Here is a 15332-nt window from a genome sequence, read left to right on the forward strand (position 1 = left end):
CCGGTCCCCGGCGGCGTCGGCCCCATGACCATCGCCTGCCTGCTCGCCAACACCCTCACCGCATGCTGCCGCGCAAACAAACTCCCAGAACCAAAAGGCCTGACCGCATAAGAAAGAGGGTCTAACTTCAGAGTGCCAGATAGCCAATTCCGGCAAACGCAATGAGGCATCCAAGCCATTGAGCAGGCACCATTTCCTCTTTCAGGATCGCCCAGGCCAGCACCACCGTCAGCAACCCGAACACTGAGGCCGTGACAGAGGCGTATTGCGCGTTGGGTAAGCCTCCGGCGGCGACCACGCTGAGGATTGCAACCGCGTCCAGCAGGCCCATCACGCATAATAACGGCAAAGCCCGTCGCCCCGGCCAGACCGACCTGCGTGTTACTGCGGCGATTGCGGCCAACGCGAGGATGGCCGTCAGACGCCCGACAAGTGAAACGGTGTATTCATTGCTTAGTTCGGTTGCGTATTGCCCTAAGGCAAAGGCCGCTGCAAAACCGATTGCCGCCAGCAGAGACAAGACAATGGTCGGTGCCGGGGCGGGGTAGGATGCCTCGGCCGGGTCAGAGCGAGACGCGACGATCGTCACGCCGGCGCCGATTGCGATCACGGCAAGCCAGTGCCAGAGGCTGACGGATGAGCCACGCCAGATCGCCAGCGTAATCGACAGAACCGGATAGCTGGCAACAAGCGGCGCGACGAGCCTGACAGGACCGCGCTGAAAGGCGGCATACATGCTGAGACCGGCCATTAGATAGAACCCGCCTGCGGAGATTGCGTAGAGCACCGCCCTGCCGGACATAGGGCTGAAATCGCCCCAGGCCGCCACCAGACAAAGCTGCAGGAGGGCCCCGAAGATCAGCACCGCCATGAGCGAGGCTATCACGCTGACCGATTGGCTAATGTAGCGGACGGACAGGTCGTGTACCCCCCAACACAGCGCCGCCAGAAGGCCAAGCGCAAGGGCGCTCATGCGCAGATCACTCGGACCGGTTCGGACCCGTGTGCCCCGTGACTGGTCGTAAAAAGTAGCAGCGCCAACATGCCACTGTTGATAAACTTTTTTTCCTGATATGCAATATTATTGACAACGAAGACTCGGAGATTCGACGTATGTCATCAGCATTGGAACAACTTGGCGGCGAAGATCAGCTGCGCGCCCTTGTAGAGTGTTTTTACGACCGCATGGAAGCTGATCCGGCGGTTCATTCCCTGCACAGGCTGCATTTTCGTGGCCATGGGCTGAACCACACTAGGCAAGCGCAGTTCGAATTCCTGAGCGGTTTTTTGGGCGGTCGGGCCTATTATCGGGAACGATTTGGCCACATGGATCTGCGCGATATCCACGCCCATGTGCCCATTCGCGAAGCTGACGCTGAGCTGTGGCTGGAAACCTTTGATGCCGCGCTGGCTGAGTGCGGTCTGCGAGGTCCGATCGTCGACAAGATGCGCGCCACTCTGCGCCGGGTGGCGTTGATGCTGGTCAATGATGTTCCGGATTGGCGGATCGAGCTGGATGCCACACGCGACGGGTCGAACAAATAGGGGCCGCGACATCTGTCACAGCCCCCTGATCTGAATATGTTTTGCGGATCAGATATCTAGTGTGTTGTCCTTTTCCCAGCGGGAGAAATGGGAAACGAACGAGTTCCACTCCAGATGCTTCATCTTCAGGAAGGCGGATGAGAATTCCGCACCCATCATCGCCTTAAGCTCTTTGTCCTTGTCGTATTCACGCAGCGCATCAAGCATGTTCAGCGGCAGCTTGGGCGCGCCGCGGACCTTGTGACCTTCGGCATACATGTCGATGTCCCAGCGCTTGCCCGGGTCGGCCTTTGATCGGATGCCCGACAGGCCTGCAGCGATGATGACAGCCTGCAGCAAATATGGGTTGGTCGCACCGTCCGGCAGGCGCAGCTCAAACCGGCCAGGGCCGGGCACGCGGACCATATGTGTCCGGTTGTTGCCGGTCCATGTCACCGTATTTGGTGCCCATGTTGCGCCTGACATGGTCCGTGGCGCGTTGATGCGCTTATAGCTGTTCACCGTAGGGTTGGTGATTGCCGCCAGCGCGCTGGCATGTTTCATGATCCCGCCCAGGAAATGCTTGCCACGCTCGCCCAGACCTACTTCACCGGTGGGGCCGTCGCCGTCGCCCGCGAATACGTTGGTCTTGGACGCCTTGCCCGGCGCATCCCAGACTGAGATATGGGCGTGGCATCCATTGCCCGTCAGCCCCTCGACCGGTTTAGGCATGAAGGTCGCCCGAAGTCCGTGCTTTTCGGCCACGGACTTGGTCATAAACTTGAAGAACGAATGTTTGTCAGCGGTGCGCAGAGCATCGTCAAACTCCCAGTTCATCTCGAACTGGCCATTCGCATCCTCGTGGTCGTTCTGATAGGGGCCCCAGCCAAGCTCTAGCATATAGTCGCAGATCTCGCGCACCACATCATAGCGACGCATGACCGCCTGCTGGTCGTAACAGGGTTTCTCGGCGGTATCGAACGGGTCGCTGATCTGTTCGCCATCCGGGGTCAGCAAGAAAAACTCGGCCTCGATGCCGGTTTTCACGTGCATGCCTTCGTCTGCGGCCTCGTCGATCAGACGACGCAGCACGTTGCGGGGAGCTTGGGCGACGTCGTTGCCCTCCATCACACAATTGCCGGCGACCCAAGCGACCTCGGGCTTCCACGGCAATTGAATGACCGAAGAAGGGTCGGGCACGGCCAGCATATCGGGATGTGCCGGTGTCATGTCCAGCCAGGTGGCGAAACCGGCAAAGCCCGCGCCATCTTCCTGCATGTCGGCAATGGCCTGTGCGGGCACCAGTTTAGCCCGCTGTCCACCAAACAGGTCGGTGAACGAGATCATGAAGTATTTGACGCCTTTTTCTTTTGCGAAAGCTGCGAGATCTGTCGTCACGATGGCTTTCCTTTCCCTGTTGATTTTTGGTTTTTCAAAGCAAAACGCAGCCCCCATCCGAGAGCCGCGCGTTATCCGTTCAAAAGCCTTCCTTGCCCGGGTACCAGGTGGTTCCCGCCAGCGGCACCCGCGCCATGGCGGCAGCCTCCATTGTCAGGGCACACAAATCTTCGGGTTCGAGGTTGTGCAAGTGGTTGTGACCGCAGGCACGTGCGATGGTCTGCGCCTCAAGCGTCATGACCTTTAGATAGTTGCGCAACCGCCGCCCGGCGTCGACCGGGTTCAGGCGTGCGGCCAGATCGGGGTCTTGCGTGGTGATCCCGGCCGGGTCCTTACCTTCGTGCCAGTCGTCATAGGCACCTGTCGTGGTGCCCATCTGCTGGTACTCGGTCTCCCATTTGGGGTCGTTGTCACCCAGGGCGACCAGCGCCGCTGTCCCAATCGCCACAGCATCCGCGCCCAGGGCCATGGCCTTGGCCACATCGGCACCGGTCCGAATGCCGCCCGAGATGATCAGCTGTACCTCGCGGTGTACGCCCAGATCTTGCAGTGCTTGCACGGCAGGACGGATGCAGGACAGCGTGGGCAGGCCGACATGTTCGATGAATACATCCTGCGTGGCGGCGGTGCCGCCCTGCATGCCGTCCATGACAACCACATCGGCCCCGGCCTTCACCGCCAGCGCGGTGTCATAATACGGACGGGTCGCGCCGACTTTGACATAGATCGGCACCTGCCAATCGGTGATTTCGCGCAGTTCGAGAATCTTGATTTCCAGATCATCCGGTCCGGTCCAGTCCGGGTGGCGACAGGCCGAGCGTTGGTCGATCCCCTTGGGCAGGGTCCGCATCTCGGCAACCCGGTCGCTGATCTTCTGTCCCAACAGCATACCGCCGCCGCCGGGCTTTGCACCCTGACCAATAACGATCTCAATCGCATCAGCCTTGCGCAGGTCGTTGGGGTTCATCCCATAGCGCGACGGCAGGTATTGATAGACCAGCTTGGTGGAATGTCCGCGTTCTTCCGGGGTCATGCCGCCGTCACCGGTTGTGGTTGAGGTTCCAGCCTCGGACGCGCCCCGGCCCAGAGCCTCTTTGGCCGGGCCAGACAGGGCACCAAAGCTCATACCTGCGATTGTGACGGGAATGTCCAGCTGGATCGGCTTTTTGGCGAAACGCGTGCCCAACGTCACCGAAGTGTCGCAGCGTTCGCGATATCCTTCCAAAGGATAGCGCGACACAGACGCACCCAGAAACAGCAGATCGTCGAAATGCGGAACCCGGCGTTTGGCACCGCCACCGCGAATGTCATAAATTCCGGTGGCCGCCGCGCGCCGGATTTCGGCGTTAATCGGGTTGGTGAATGTCGCCGACTGGATCGGCAGGGTGCGGGGGATCTGATCGTCCATATCTTTCATACCCTTCTTCCTCAGTAAGCGGCGGCGTTGTCGACGTCAAAATTGTAAAGCTGACGGGCCGAGCCATAACGTTTGAACTCTTCCGGTTTGGCATCACAGCCCGCACGGTCCAGCAGATCCTTCAGAATCTCAAGATGTTCAGGGCGCATGTCTTTTTCGATGCAATCCGCGCCCAGACTTTTGACCGAGCCGCGCACGAACAGCCGGGCTTCGTACAGCGAGTCCCCCAGCGCATCGCCCGCGTCGCCGCAAACCACCAGATTTCCCGCCTGCGCCATGAAGGCGGACATATGGCCGATATTGCCGTGCACAACGATGTTGATACCCTTCATCGAGATACCGCAGCGCGAGCTGGCATTTCCCTTGATCACCAGCAATCCACCATGGCCCGTTGCCCCAGCATACTGGCTGGCATCGCCGTTCACGACGACCTGACCGGACATCATGTTTTCGGCCACACCGGGCCCGACCGAGCCTTCGACCATGACGGTCGCCTGCTGGTTCATGCCGCCGCAATAATAGCCGGTCGAGCCTTTGACCGTTACTTCGATGGGTGCATCCAGCCCGACCGCAATCGCATGGCTGCCTTTGGGGTTTACAACTTCCCAGCTTGTCTGGTTGGTCGCGGCAGATTGCGCCTGCAGGGCCGAGTTCAGCCCGCGCAGGCCGTTTGCTTCCAGGTCATATGTCTGCATTTCAGGCGGCCTTTTCGTGTGTCGTTGGGCTATCATTGTGTGACCAGAAATACACCGTAGCGGGCTCGGGTTCCCATACGCGAGCCTGCTCGATCCCGGGCAGGTTCACCAGCGCGCGATACTCACTGCCAAAGGCCACATATTGGTCGGTTTCCGCCATAACAGCCGGTTTGCAGGCAATCGGATCACGGACCACGCCAAACCCGTCCTTGGTGCCGACGACAAAGGTGAAGAACCCGTCCAGATCGTCCAGGCTGGATTGCAGCGCCTCGCCCAGGCTGGCACCGTTCATCATCTTCCAGGTCAGGTAGGCGGCACCCACTTCGGTGTCGTTCTCGGTCTGGATGACCACGCCTTCACGGCGCAGCTTGCGGCGCAGCGAGTTGTGGTTCGAAAGTGAGCCGTTGTGAACTAGGCACTGATCAGACCCGGTATTGAACGGGTGCGCGCCCATCGTCGTCACTGCAGATTCAGTGGCCATGCGGGTGTGGCCGATACCGTGGGTGCCACTCATACCGCTTAGGTTAAAGCGGGCGGCCACATCCTTGGGCAGGCCGACCTCTTTGTAAATCTCCAGCATATCGCCACGGCTCATGATCCGGACCGAGGGGCGGATATCGGTCAACGCGGTCCGCGCGGCCTCGAACTGATCAGAGGGCAAGTGCAGAACGGTATGGGTGTCATTGTCCGACTGGGTGATGGTCACACCCAGGGCTTTGCCCAGATCCTCGGCCAGCCCTGCAAAATCGGCTTCGGGCGTTGCGGATTGTACGGTCAGCTTGGTCATGCCCGGGGCATCGGTGCCATAAATGGCAATTCCGGCGCTGTCTGGGCCGCGGTCCGTCATGGTGATCAGCATGTCTGTCAGCATATTGCCCAATTCGGGCGCAAGTGACTGGTCTTTAAGGAATAGTCCGACAATTCCGCACATGGCTGGCAGATCTCCTTGTGTGTTTCGTTATGATTCGACGCTAACAACAAAGCCAGTGAAATACAATAATGACAGGAAAATAATTTTCCTACCATGCAATGGGCGCGAGGTTACTTCCGCGCGCCCATTGCTGGGTCTTAGGGCCGGATCAGTATCGTTCCAACTGAGCTTTGACCTTTTCTTCGTCGCCGGTGTGGCGGGCCTTTTCCAGATGCTCGCCTTCGCGGACAAACTGGATGCGATGCCAGCCAATCCAGAAGGCGACCCCTATGATGACCATCAGTACCTCGTAGCCCTGGAAGGGATAGACAGGGCCGACTTCGGCCAGATCGACAGCCCAGCTTGAGTATCCATTTGTAGACATGTCTTTCTCCCTTATTTTGCTGCGGCGCCAGCACGGGCGGCCAGTTCTTGTTTGTCAGCTTCGATGATCGCCGCTTTGGCGTCCTCATAAGCGTGGTGTTCTGCGTAATCGAGACCTTGCAGTTCGACCTCTTCCGGGATGCGCAGTACGCCGGCAGCCGCCTGCATTTTCGCCAGAATCCAGCCGGGCAAAAAGCCCAGTACAAAGAACATGATGACCGCACCGGTGATCTGACCCACTGGGTTGATCGTGGCATAGCCTTCATATGGCGAAGACGGGACACCCCACAGAACAAAGCCTGCGATGATCAGCCCCACAACACCGGCGTAGCCGTGCACGGCAACAGCGCCCACCGCGTCATCCAGCTTGAACTTGCGCTCAACCCAGTAGTGCAGCTTGTAGACGATCACGACACCGATTGCGGCAATGATCATTGCCTGAATCGGATGATACAAATCGTTTCCGGCCGAGGCAGTGATAATTCCGGCAAGCCCGCCCGAGAACGTCCAGAACGCATCACCTTTCGAGATCACATAAGCCGCCATCAGACCACCCGAAAGTGACATCAGGAAGTTGAAGGTAATCGCCGACAGCGTGGTCGGAGCCAGATAGATGTTGGTCGCTGTCCACGTCACGCCGGTAATCTGACCGTCGATCACTTCGGGCGCGATCACTGGCACGTTGCACGCAGCATAAAATCCCCAAAATCCGGTGTAGATCAGGAAAATTCCGATGGTTAGCAGCCAGGGATTATGTGGTGGGATATCACGCGGTGTGCCGTCTTTGGCAAACTTGCCCAAGCGCGGACCCAGTACCATAATCACACCCAGTGCATAACCGCCTGCGATGGCGTGGATAACGCCGGATGCATAAGCATCATGGTACCCCAGGATGCGCACCATCCAACCACCGTAATGCCACCCCCAGGCAGCATCGATGATCCACCAGACCGAACCGATCATTACTGCGTGGACCCACAAGGCCGAGGATCTGATCCGTTCGATCACGGACCCCGATACGATCGATGCTGCAGTCCATGAGAACAGCAGGAAAGCGGCCCAAAAGACCCCTGTGATTCTATCACCCAGATTGGTGCCCATCGTGTTGGCCCAAGGCAGATTCGCGGCACCAGCTTCGGTGTCCAGCCCACCCCAGAACGGAAAGTTTGGAAACGCCCAGTAAATCCACCATCCGAAGAAGAAGAATGTGACCGTCACCAGCGGAATGATCATGATGTTTTTCATCAATGTATGCATATGGTTACGGGCTCGGCTGGCGCCGACTTCGTACATGCAAAAGCCCACATGGATGAGGAACATAAAGACGACCGTCACCCAGTAATAAAACTCGGTAAATACGGTCGTGAGTGCGTTTAGATTACCATCCACTTCGTAGTCTCCCTGTTGTTGCAGCTGGAGGTCCCTCTTTGGGGATTTTCCTGCTGGGAAATATTATCAACTCAGGGGACAATTTCAGAGATCACCTGTCAATAGATATGTGGGGCAAACATCTTTGGTGCCCGTGATGTGGTTGCGGGTTCGGACAATATTTCCGGTGTTAAATATCTGTAAAACAACAACTAATAGAACCAATCCTCCACTGGTTCAGGGTGCGAAAATCGCAGGCAAATATTCCCAACAGGAAAAAAATCTGCACACAGGTGTTGATTTTCAAATCCACATCGGCCTCAATATGGCCAACAAAAACGATCAACGGGAGACCTGGACCATGGCCATTCTTTGGAGGACGTCTGCCCTTGCGCAGCGACATGCCGAGATCGGCGGCGAGCTTGAGGACTGGAACGGTATGGGGACCGCTTGGTTCTACGATCACAGCCCGGAACGCGCCAAAGCAGATTACGAGGCCATTCGCACCAAGGCGGGTCTGATGGACGTCTCTGGTCTGAAAAAGGTACATCTGGTTGGTGAAGACGCGGCCTATGTCATTGACCGTGTCACCACGCGAAATGTCGAAAAGATCATGCCGGGCCGGTCGACCTATGCCTCGATCCTGAATGCCGAGGGCAAGTTCATCGACGATTGCATCATCTATCGCTTGTCGGTGAACACATGGTTGGTGGTGCATGGAACAGGGACGGGCATGGAACAGCTGACCTCGGTCGCTGCAGGCAAGAACTGTTCGGTGATTTTCGACGACGATATGCATGACATGTCATTGCAGGGGCCGGTGGCCGTTGATTTTCTGGCCAACCACGTGCCCGGCATTCGCGATCTGGCCTATTTTGGCATTCTGCAGACCAAGCTGTTTGGCTGTCCGGTGATGATCTCGCGGACTGGTTACACTGGCGAACGCGGGTATGAGATCTTCTGTCAGGCCAAACACGCGGTGCATCTGTGGGACAGCATCCTCTCCGAGGGCAAGGATATGGGTATCCAGCCTGTGCAGTTTTCGACCCTCGATCTGTTGCGCACTGAAAGCTATCTGCTGTTCTACCCCGGTGACAATTCCGAAACCTATCCGTTCGATGATGAGACTTGTGGTGATACGCTTTGGGAGCTGGGGCTGGAATTCACCGTCTCACCCGGCAAGACCGGCTTCGTTGGGGCCGAGAACCACTATGCCGCTCAAGGCAAGGAACGGTTCAAGATCTACGGCGTTGTGCTGGAGGGCACCACCCCGGCGGATGAGGGTGCAGACTTGCTGCAAAATGGCGAAAAGGTCGGTGTTGTCACCTTTGGCATGTGTTCCGAGATCAACGGCCACAATGTCGGCATCGCCCGGATGCCGGTCGCCTGCGCGATGCCGGGAAAGGTGCTGACGGTGCGCAACGGTGACGGCACCGAGATTGCCGCCACGGCTGAAGAGATGCCGTTCTACGACAGGGACAAGTCAATCAGAACCGCTAAAGGCTGATAATTTCGGGGGCGCAACGGACACACCGTGGCGCCTTTTTCCTATCCGAGGGCACAATGTCAAAGTTCGAATTTCCCAAGTCAATCGCAAGCCGCCCGGTCTGGGGCACGCTAGAGGTTCGCCCGGGCGAACATCACCTCATAATCGCCGAGGCAGAAGGGGCTCAGGCAGTGCTCGACATCGCTACACCGGGCATGATGGCGGTAACGCATATCATCTACATTCCGCGCCACACTGATCATTCGGCCAGGTTGCGGGCGCTGAATCCGGCGCAGTTCTACGAAGGCCCATCTTATGCGGCCGCACTGCAACGCATCCGCCGGGTTCTTGAAGACGCCCATATGGGTCTACAGGTCTATCTGACCGGTACCGAAGGCATGATGGGTCAGGCCATGAACGAAGCAATGGCGGTCGGCATTCCGCATACCGCCATCCAGACCGAGCATCGCGGAGCTATCGGACGCCGAATGCAATGTGTGCATTGCAAAGGCATCACCGAAGATGTTGAGGTTGATCCCTTTGTCTGCGCCCATTGTGGGCTGAACCTGTTTGTTCGCGACCACTACTCACGCCGTTTGGCCGCCTATCAGGGTGTGCGCGTTGATGCCGAAGATCATGGTAACGTGCCCGAGCCAAGGGGGATTTACGAATGAGTGGGGCCGAGAAAATCCAGGTCAAAGTGACCGAAATCACTCCACTGAACGATTTGGTGACACGGTTTCGGTTCGAACGCGTCGATGGCGGACAGTTGCCTACTTTTTCGGGCGGTGCCCATACGGTTGTCGAGATGCACGACGGCCCTGTCACCCGGCTGAACCCGTATTCGCTGATGTCGGACCCGTTCGATCAGTCCTCGTACACTATTTCTGTACGCCGCGACGACGAAGGCCGGGGTGGATCGCTGTTTATGCACCGTCAGGTCAATCTGGGCGATGAGATGACCATCAGCTATCCGGTCAACCTGTTTTCGCTGGATTTGCGGGCGCGCAAACATCTGTTTCTGGCCGGAGGCATCGGCATCACGCCCTTCCTTGCCCAGATCAAACAGCTGGATGTTCTGCACGGCCAATGGGAGCTGCACTATGCCTGCCGTAACCATGCACTGGCGTCTTACGCCGATGATCTGACGGGTCGGTATCCCAACGAAACTCGCCTGTATTACGACGATCAGAACCAGGCCATCGACCTGAAGAACCTGCTGAGTGGCCAGCCTCTTGGCACGCATGTCTATGTCTGCGGACCCAAGGGTATGATCGACTGGGTGCGCAACACCGCAGCGACCGAGGGCTGGCCGGCCGACTGCATCCACTACGAAGAGTTTTTGGCCCCGAAGCCCGGTAAACCGTTCGAGGTTCGCCTGGCGCAATCGGACAAGGTTGTTCATGTAGGTGAAAACGAAAGCCTGCTGGAAGCGATCGAACGTGAAGGTGTGGATGCACCCTATCTGTGCCGCGGCGGGGCATGTGGCCAGTGCGAGACCGTCGTTCTGGATCACGCGGGCAACTTTGTGCACCGCGACCACTGGCTGACCGATGAAGAAAAGGCCGCTGGCAAGAAAATCATGCCCTGCGTATCGCGTTTCGAGGGCAAGACCCTTGTTCTGGACCGCTGAGAGGAAGCCCAACATGACCATTCAATTCAACGACGAATCCTTTCGCGACGACTATACGTTTCACAACTCGGACTGGGCGATCAAACGCTTTCCGTTCCCGTTCCATGAAGACAGCTACATGTACTCGGTGAACATGGAGCAACACCGCGGCGGGCCGAAGGGCTCTGTCTACGAGATGCGGTTTGATGTTGACGAGCATTACGTGTCCGAGATGAAGGACCGTGCGCTGGTTCTGGATGAGGATCCGCTGCGGTGCCAGTCGCTGCCGCATATGACTCTGGCGGGCTGGGATTTGCTGGAACTGATCATGGTCAGTAAATCCGAGGATTATCCCGACCTGTTCGAGCTGCATCGAAACGGCAACCAGTGGCGCTGGATCAACAAGCCGATGGGCATTGATCACAGCTTTACCTTCATGGATGAAACTACATTGCCGTATGGTCCGATGGAGTACATTACCCGGCAGGCACAGGGTGATTTCGCGGTTCTCGATCAGCGCGACGAGATGCTGTGGATGGATGCGGGCATGGTGACCACCCAAGCTGACTGGAGCCTGGATTTCGACATTGGAATGAACTTTTTTGAATGGCATGCGCCAGTACCGAAAGCCCATGAGATGGGTATCTTTCAGCGCGCGCTGAAGTTTCTGCTGAACATTCAGCAAGGAGCGCCTGCGCGCCGGTTGAACTGGACCATGACCGTCAATCCTCTGCTGGATACCAGCCCGGAAAACTACCATGAATGGGGCATTCAAAAGACCACGCTAACACCTGAAAACCTTAGCCAAAAACAGCATTTGCGGGTCGAGCTGCAGACCTTTTTTCGCCTGCCGCGATCCAATGCGCTGGTGTTCCCGATCCGGTGTTACCTGTGTAATTTTCAGGACTTGATGACAGTGCCCAAATGGGGCCGCCGCCTGCACCGTGTGATCCGCGATCTGCCCGAGGAACTGGCGACCTATAAAGGTTTCATCGACAACCGGCCGATGATGCTGGATTATCTGAGCCAGTTTGACGACGGTCTGCCTACCTCACCGGGTATCTGGCCGGACTTGGAAACGGAACCGCCCCTGTCAAAATAGGATCCTGCCATGAAGGGCCATGAGTGATGTGACGGAACCGGACACAACTCTCTGGCGCGTGGCCGCAGATGACCCGGCCCTTCACGACGTACTTGTCCTTGTACGGGCGGCCTTTCAGGACATGGACGGGCGCATTGATCCGCCCTCATCAGCGCATCATCTGACGGTGGACAACATACAGGCCCATTGCCGAAAGGGCGGCGAGGTCTGGGCCATAGGGCAGGCCCCTGTCGGGTGCATGTTCCTGACACCCAAACCCACGGCGCTGCATCTGGGCAAACTGGCCGTGCGAGAGGACAGGCGCGGGCACGGCCTGTGTCGGGCATTGGTAGATCACGCGGAACGCCGGGCTATTGTGCTGGGGCTGCCAGCGTTGGAATTGGAAACGCGGGTGGAACTGACCGAAATCCATCGAGTGTTTTCAAGGCTTGGTTTCACCGTCGTCAACATGGGCACACATACGGGTTATACCGAGCCGACCGAGTATCAGCTGCGCAAGGTGATCAGTTCGTCTGCGGATAGCTGATCACAGAAATATAGCGCGCCGGAAGACTGACCAGCCGTTCAGGCCCGTGCGGGGCATCAGCGTCAAAGAACAGGGTATCGCCGGGCGTCAGCGGGTAAATCTGATCGCCATGCCGGTAGTCAACTTCGCCTTCCAGCATATAGATTGTCTCAATCCCGCCATGCTGGAATGTTGGGAATACATCGGATTCGACCGTCAGGGTGATCAGGTACGGTTCGACAATCACACCCGATCCGTTCGCTCCGATATGGCCCAATAGGTTGTATTGATGATCAGCGCGGGTGCCTTCACGTTCAAGCTCGACCCCTTCGCCAGCTTTGGTGTGCACGGCCTCGCGGCGTTCTTCGAACTGTCTGAAAAAGCTGGTCAACGGCACGGACAAAGCATCGGCCAACGATTGCAGCGTTGTCAGCGAGGGTGAGGTGTTGCCATTCTCGATCTTGGACAGCATGCCGATTGACAGACCGGTCAGCTGGGCCAGTTCTGCCACTGTGATGTTTTGTTGCTTGCGGAAGGCACGGACTTCGCGCCCGATTGCAACCTCAAGAACTTTTTCTCGTTCCCCGGTCCGTACGGAATGCGGATCTTGGGTCAGGTTGGTCACCATTTCTGCGTCGTTTTTGGTCAATTTCTTACTTTCAATGCCTTGCTACACATGTCCAAACTGGTTCCACAAACAGGTGCAGCGTTATACCCATTCCAATTCAGGCTACCTTAGCACCCATTTTTCCTGATAGGAATATAATCATGCTGGCAGAGAAAAGAACGCAGATTGGGTTTTTGCTGTTTGACGGCTTTCCGATGGCGTGCCTGACCTCGGTGATTGAACCCTTGCGGGCCGCGAATGAAATCGCGGGGCAAGCGGCGTTCAGTTGGTCTTTGGTCACCGAGCATGGACAAAAAGTCCGCTCCAGCGCCAGCGTTCGGTTCGAGGCGGAACAGAAACTCTCCGACTGTCAGGGATTTGACATCCTGTTCCTGCTCAGCAGTCCGACCGCCGGGTTTGATACTCCGGGAACAGGCAATGGGGCGCTGCGCAGCCTGGGCCGTCACGGTACGGTTCTGGGCGGGATCAGTGGCGGAGTTTTTCCGCTGGTGCGCTCAGGGGTCATGCAAGGCCATCCGGTATCAGTTCATTGGTGTTACGAGGCCGCTTTCGAGGCCGAGTTTCCGGACATGGACGCCCGGAGCGAGGTGATTGTCACAACGGCCAACCGGTATACTGTGTCTGGCGCAGCGGCGGGGTTTGATCTGGCGCTGCACCTGATACAGGACCGGTTGGGCGGAGATGTCGCCCATGAGGTGGCGTGTTGGTTTCAGCACCCAATGATGCGCGGGGCTGGGGTGCGCCAGCAAGTGCCCGAAGCCAACATGCCAGGCACGGGTGACAGCATGCCGCCGTTGGTGTCCCGCTGTGTCGCGCTGTTTGCGGCAGATATGAGCCAGCCGATTTCAGTCGCCGAGGTGGCGCAGCAGACAGGCGTCACGCCCCGTCAGATCGAAAGGGCCTTCAAACAGGCCACAGGGCAAAGCCCCAGCCACTACTACCGCGCCATGCGCATGAAGGCGGCGCGGCAGATGGTGGTCTATACCAAAGACCCCATACCCGAGATCGCCGCCGCCATCGGCTATGGATCGGTTGCGCCCCTAGTGACGCATTACCGATCCGCCTTTGGGTTAAGTCCCAGCGAAGATCGCCGCCGGATCAACCGGTTTCGGGTCGAGGACAATGCACCGCTGCCCTCGGTCTGACCGGCGCGTTATGCGCCGATCGTATTGTCATGGCTTGTTCAGGCCGCAGCGATTTGCCGGGCCTTTTCCACCATAACCTCGGCCTGACGGATCGAGGCATAGTCGATCAGGCGGCCATCCAGCGACACCGCACCCTTGCCCGAGGCTTCGGCCTCGGCCATTGCTTCCAGAATACGCTGGGCCTTGGTGACTTCGGCGTTCCCGGGGGACATGACCTGATTGGCCAGTTCAATCTGGCTGGGGTGGATTGCCCATTTGCCTTCACAGCCCAGAACTGCGGCCCTTTTGGCGGCAGCTTTATAGCCTTCGGGGTCCTGAAAGTCCCCAAACGGACCGTCAATTGGGCGCAGACCGTTTGCCCGGGCGGCCACTACCATGCGCGCCAGCGCGTAGTGCCACATGTCGCCCCAATGGGTGGCCCGGTTGGCCTCGCCATCCGGGTCAGTTAGGACTGCGTAATCCGGGTTCACGCCGCCAATGATAGTAGTACGCGCACGGGTCGAGGCCGCATAATCTGCAACCCCAAAATGCAGGCTTTCATTGCGTTTTGACGCGCCTGCGATTTCGGTGACGTTTTGCATGCCCAGGGCAGTTTCGATGATATGTTCGAACCCGATGCGTTTCTTGTAACCCTTTGCGTCCTCGATCTGGGTGACCATCATGTCGACGGCATAGACGTCAGCGGCGGTGCCAACTTTGGGGATCATGATCAGGTCCAGACGTGCGCCAGCCTGTTCCACAACATCGACCACATCGCGGTACATGTAATGTGTATCCAGCCCGTTGATGCGCACCGACATGGTTTTGTCGCCCCAGTCGATATCATTCAGCGCCTCAATGATGTTCTTGCGCGCCTGTTCTTTTTCGTCCGGCGCGACCGCGTCTTCCAGATCAAGAAAGATCACGTCCACATCCGATTGCGCCGCCTTTTCGAACATGCCGGGCTGGCTGCCAGGTACGGCCAGCTCGCTGCGGTTGAGGCGGGCGGGGGCTTGGTCGATGGAATGAAAGCTCATGGTGTTTGGGTCCTTCGTCTTACAGGTTTGGATAGAGCGGGAATTTGGCGCAGAGGTTTGCGACCTCGGCCTTGACCTTGGCTTCGACGGCGCTGTTGCCGTCTTCGCCATTGGCGGCCAGGCCGTCGACCACCTCGATGAT

General features: G+C 57.9%; 16 protein-coding genes and 1 pseudogene. 8 read left to right on the forward strand and 9 right to left on the reverse strand.

All coding sequences use genetic code 11. The features are described 5' to 3' along the window. A pseudogene (locus RUM8411_RS22175) lies at positions 1 to 111 on the forward strand (bifunctional methylenetetrahydrofolate dehydrogenase/methenyltetrahydrofolate cyclohydrolase); the annotation flags it as partial. Positions 112 to 127: 16 nt separating this feature from the next. Here RUM8411_RS22175 and RUM8411_RS22180 read toward each other — a convergent pair. Next, a complete protein-coding gene (locus RUM8411_RS22180) occupies positions 128 to 973 on the reverse strand; it encodes a DMT family transporter (protein WP_085824910.1) in 846 nt (281 codons plus the stop codon). Positions 974 to 1113: 140 nt separating this feature from the next. Between RUM8411_RS22180 and RUM8411_RS22185 the strand changes: the two genes are divergently transcribed. Then, entirely contained in the window at positions 1114 to 1545 is a 432-nt protein-coding gene (locus RUM8411_RS22185; RefSeq protein WP_085824911.1) for a group II truncated hemoglobin, read from the forward strand. Positions 1546 to 1593: 48 nt separating this feature from the next. Here RUM8411_RS22185 and glnT read toward each other — a convergent pair whose 3' ends face one another. From glnT to RUM8411_RS22215, 6 genes are all read right to left on the reverse strand, one after another. Further along, positions 1594 to 2922, reverse strand: coding sequence for a type III glutamate--ammonia ligase (glnT, locus tag RUM8411_RS22190; RefSeq protein WP_085824923.1), 1329 nt, complete (start codon positions 2920 to 2922; stop codon positions 1594 to 1596). Between the two features lie 79 nt (positions 2923 to 3001). Next, positions 3002 to 4330, reverse strand: coding sequence for an FMN-binding glutamate synthase family protein (locus RUM8411_RS22195; RefSeq protein ID WP_143534992.1), 1329 nt, complete (start codon positions 4328 to 4330; stop codon positions 3002 to 3004). 20 nt (positions 4331 to 4350) lie between these two features. Continuing rightward, positions 4351 to 5034 (reverse strand): GltB/FmdC/FwdC-like GXGXG domain-containing protein, encoded by a 684-nt coding sequence (locus RUM8411_RS22200; protein ID WP_085824913.1) that lies wholly within the window; start codon positions 5032 to 5034, stop codon positions 4351 to 4353. 1 nt (position 5035) lies between these two features. Further along, positions 5036 to 5965 carry a class II glutamine amidotransferase gene (locus tag RUM8411_RS22205; protein WP_085824914.1) on the reverse strand — a complete coding sequence of 310 codons (930 nt, stop codon included), beginning with the start codon at positions 5963 to 5965 and terminating at the stop codon, positions 5036 to 5038. A gap of 148 nt (positions 5966 to 6113) precedes the next feature. Further along, a complete protein-coding gene (locus tag RUM8411_RS22210) occupies positions 6114 to 6329 on the reverse strand; it encodes a hypothetical protein (protein ID WP_085824915.1) in 216 nt (71 codons plus the stop codon). 11 nt (positions 6330 to 6340) lie between these two features. Continuing rightward, positions 6341 to 7717: an ammonium transporter gene (locus tag RUM8411_RS22215; RefSeq protein WP_085824916.1), complete on the reverse strand. Its 1377-nt coding sequence runs from the start codon at positions 7715 to 7717 to the stop codon at positions 6341 to 6343. A gap of 340 nt (positions 7718 to 8057) precedes the next feature. On the opposite strand from RUM8411_RS22215, the gene RUM8411_RS22220 reads away from it, so the two are divergent. The 5 genes from RUM8411_RS22220 to RUM8411_RS22240 are packed head-to-tail and all read left to right on the forward strand — an operon-like array spanning position 8058 to position 12422. After that, positions 8058 to 9203: an aminomethyl transferase family protein gene (locus RUM8411_RS22220; protein WP_085824924.1), complete on the forward strand. Its 1146-nt coding sequence runs from the start codon at positions 8058 to 8060 to the stop codon at positions 9201 to 9203. Positions 9204 to 9259: 56 nt separating this feature from the next. After that, positions 9260 to 9856 (forward strand): dimethylamine monooxygenase subunit DmmA family protein, encoded by a 597-nt coding sequence (locus RUM8411_RS22225; protein WP_085824917.1) that lies wholly within the window; start codon positions 9260 to 9262, stop codon positions 9854 to 9856. After that, on the forward strand, positions 9853 to 10815 hold the full coding sequence (locus tag RUM8411_RS22230; RefSeq protein WP_085824918.1) for a PDR/VanB family oxidoreductase: 963 nt from the start codon (positions 9853 to 9855) through the stop codon (positions 10813 to 10815). Before RUM8411_RS22225 ends, RUM8411_RS22230 begins: the two co-directional genes overlap by 4 nt. A 13-nt stretch (positions 10816 to 10828) precedes the next feature. Next, positions 10829 to 11896, forward strand: coding sequence for a heme-dependent oxidative N-demethylase family protein (locus tag RUM8411_RS22235; protein ID WP_085824919.1), 1068 nt, complete (start codon positions 10829 to 10831; stop codon positions 11894 to 11896). Between the two features lie 19 nt (positions 11897 to 11915). Continuing rightward, the gene (locus RUM8411_RS22240) at positions 11916 to 12422 is read left to right on the forward strand and encodes a GNAT family N-acetyltransferase (protein WP_085824920.1); all 507 of its coding nucleotides are present in this window, start codon (positions 11916 to 11918) and stop codon (positions 12420 to 12422) included. On the opposite strand, the gene RUM8411_RS22245 is transcribed toward RUM8411_RS22240, so the two are convergent. Further along, the gene (locus RUM8411_RS22245) at positions 12400 to 13029 is read right to left on the reverse strand and encodes a helix-turn-helix domain-containing protein (RefSeq protein ID WP_085824925.1); all 630 of its coding nucleotides are present in this window, start codon (positions 13027 to 13029) and stop codon (positions 12400 to 12402) included. The two genes, RUM8411_RS22240 and RUM8411_RS22245, sit on opposite strands and share 23 nt — an antisense overlap. A gap of 140 nt (positions 13030 to 13169) precedes the next feature. On the opposite strand from RUM8411_RS22245, the gene RUM8411_RS22250 reads away from it, so the two are divergent. Continuing rightward, entirely contained in the window at positions 13170 to 14174 is a 1005-nt protein-coding gene (locus RUM8411_RS22250) for a GlxA family transcriptional regulator (RefSeq protein WP_085824921.1), read from the forward strand. A 38-nt stretch (positions 14175 to 14212) separates the two neighbouring features. Here the strand turns inward: RUM8411_RS22250 and RUM8411_RS22255 are convergent, their stop codons facing one another. Then, entirely contained in the window at positions 14213 to 15190 is a 978-nt protein-coding gene (locus RUM8411_RS22255; protein ID WP_085824922.1) for an HpcH/HpaI aldolase/citrate lyase family protein, read from the reverse strand. Positions 15191 to 15332 lie beyond the last annotated feature (142 nt).

It is taken from the genome of Ruegeria meonggei, assembly GCF_900172215.1.
Classification (GTDB): Bacteria; Pseudomonadota; Alphaproteobacteria; order Rhodobacterales; family Rhodobacteraceae; genus Ruegeria; species Ruegeria meonggei.

Bases quoted from the DNA above. Each gene is read 5' to 3' on its own strand.
- RUM8411_RS22240 (WP_085824920.1), top strand. From the start codon at position 11,916: ATGAGTGATGTGACGGAACCGGACACAACTCTCTGGCGCGTGGCCGCA.
- RUM8411_RS22185 (WP_085824911.1), top strand. From the start codon at position 1,114: ATGTCATCAGCATTGGAACAACTTGGCGGCGAAGATCAGCTGCGCGCC.
- RUM8411_RS22250 (WP_085824921.1), top strand. From the start codon at position 13,170: ATGCTGGCAGAGAAAAGAACGCAGATTGGGTTTTTGCTGTTTGACGGC.
- RUM8411_RS22210 (WP_085824915.1), bottom strand. From the start codon at position 6,329: ATGTCTACAAATGGATACTCAAGCTGGGCTGTCGATCTGGCCGAAGTC.
- RUM8411_RS22225 (WP_085824917.1), top strand. From the start codon at position 9,260: ATGTCAAAGTTCGAATTTCCCAAGTCAATCGCAAGCCGCCCGGTCTGG.
- RUM8411_RS22235 (WP_085824919.1), top strand. From the start codon at position 10,829: ATGACCATTCAATTCAACGACGAATCCTTTCGCGACGACTATACGTTT.
- RUM8411_RS22245 (WP_085824925.1), bottom strand. From the start codon at position 13,029: ATGGTGACCAACCTGACCCAAGATCCGCATTCCGTACGGACCGGGGAA.
- RUM8411_RS22230 (WP_085824918.1), top strand. From the start codon at position 9,853: ATGAGTGGGGCCGAGAAAATCCAGGTCAAAGTGACCGAAATCACTCCA.
- RUM8411_RS22255 (WP_085824922.1), bottom strand. From the start codon at position 15,190: ATGAGCTTTCATTCCATCGACCAAGCCCCCGCCCGCCTCAACCGCAGC.
- RUM8411_RS22200 (WP_085824913.1), bottom strand. From the start codon at position 5,034: ATGCAGACATATGACCTGGAAGCAAACGGCCTGCGCGGGCTGAACTCG.
- RUM8411_RS22220 (WP_085824924.1), top strand. From the start codon at position 8,058: ATGGCCATTCTTTGGAGGACGTCTGCCCTTGCGCAGCGACATGCCGAG.
- RUM8411_RS22180 (WP_085824910.1), bottom strand. From the start codon at position 973: ATGAGCGCCCTTGCGCTTGGCCTTCTGGCGGCGCTGTGTTGGGGGGTA.
- RUM8411_RS22195 (WP_143534992.1), bottom strand. From the start codon at position 4,330: ATGGACGATCAGATCCCCCGCACCCTGCCGATCCAGTCGGCGACATTC.
- RUM8411_RS22205 (WP_085824914.1), bottom strand. From the start codon at position 5,965: ATGTGCGGAATTGTCGGACTATTCCTTAAAGACCAGTCACTTGCGCCC.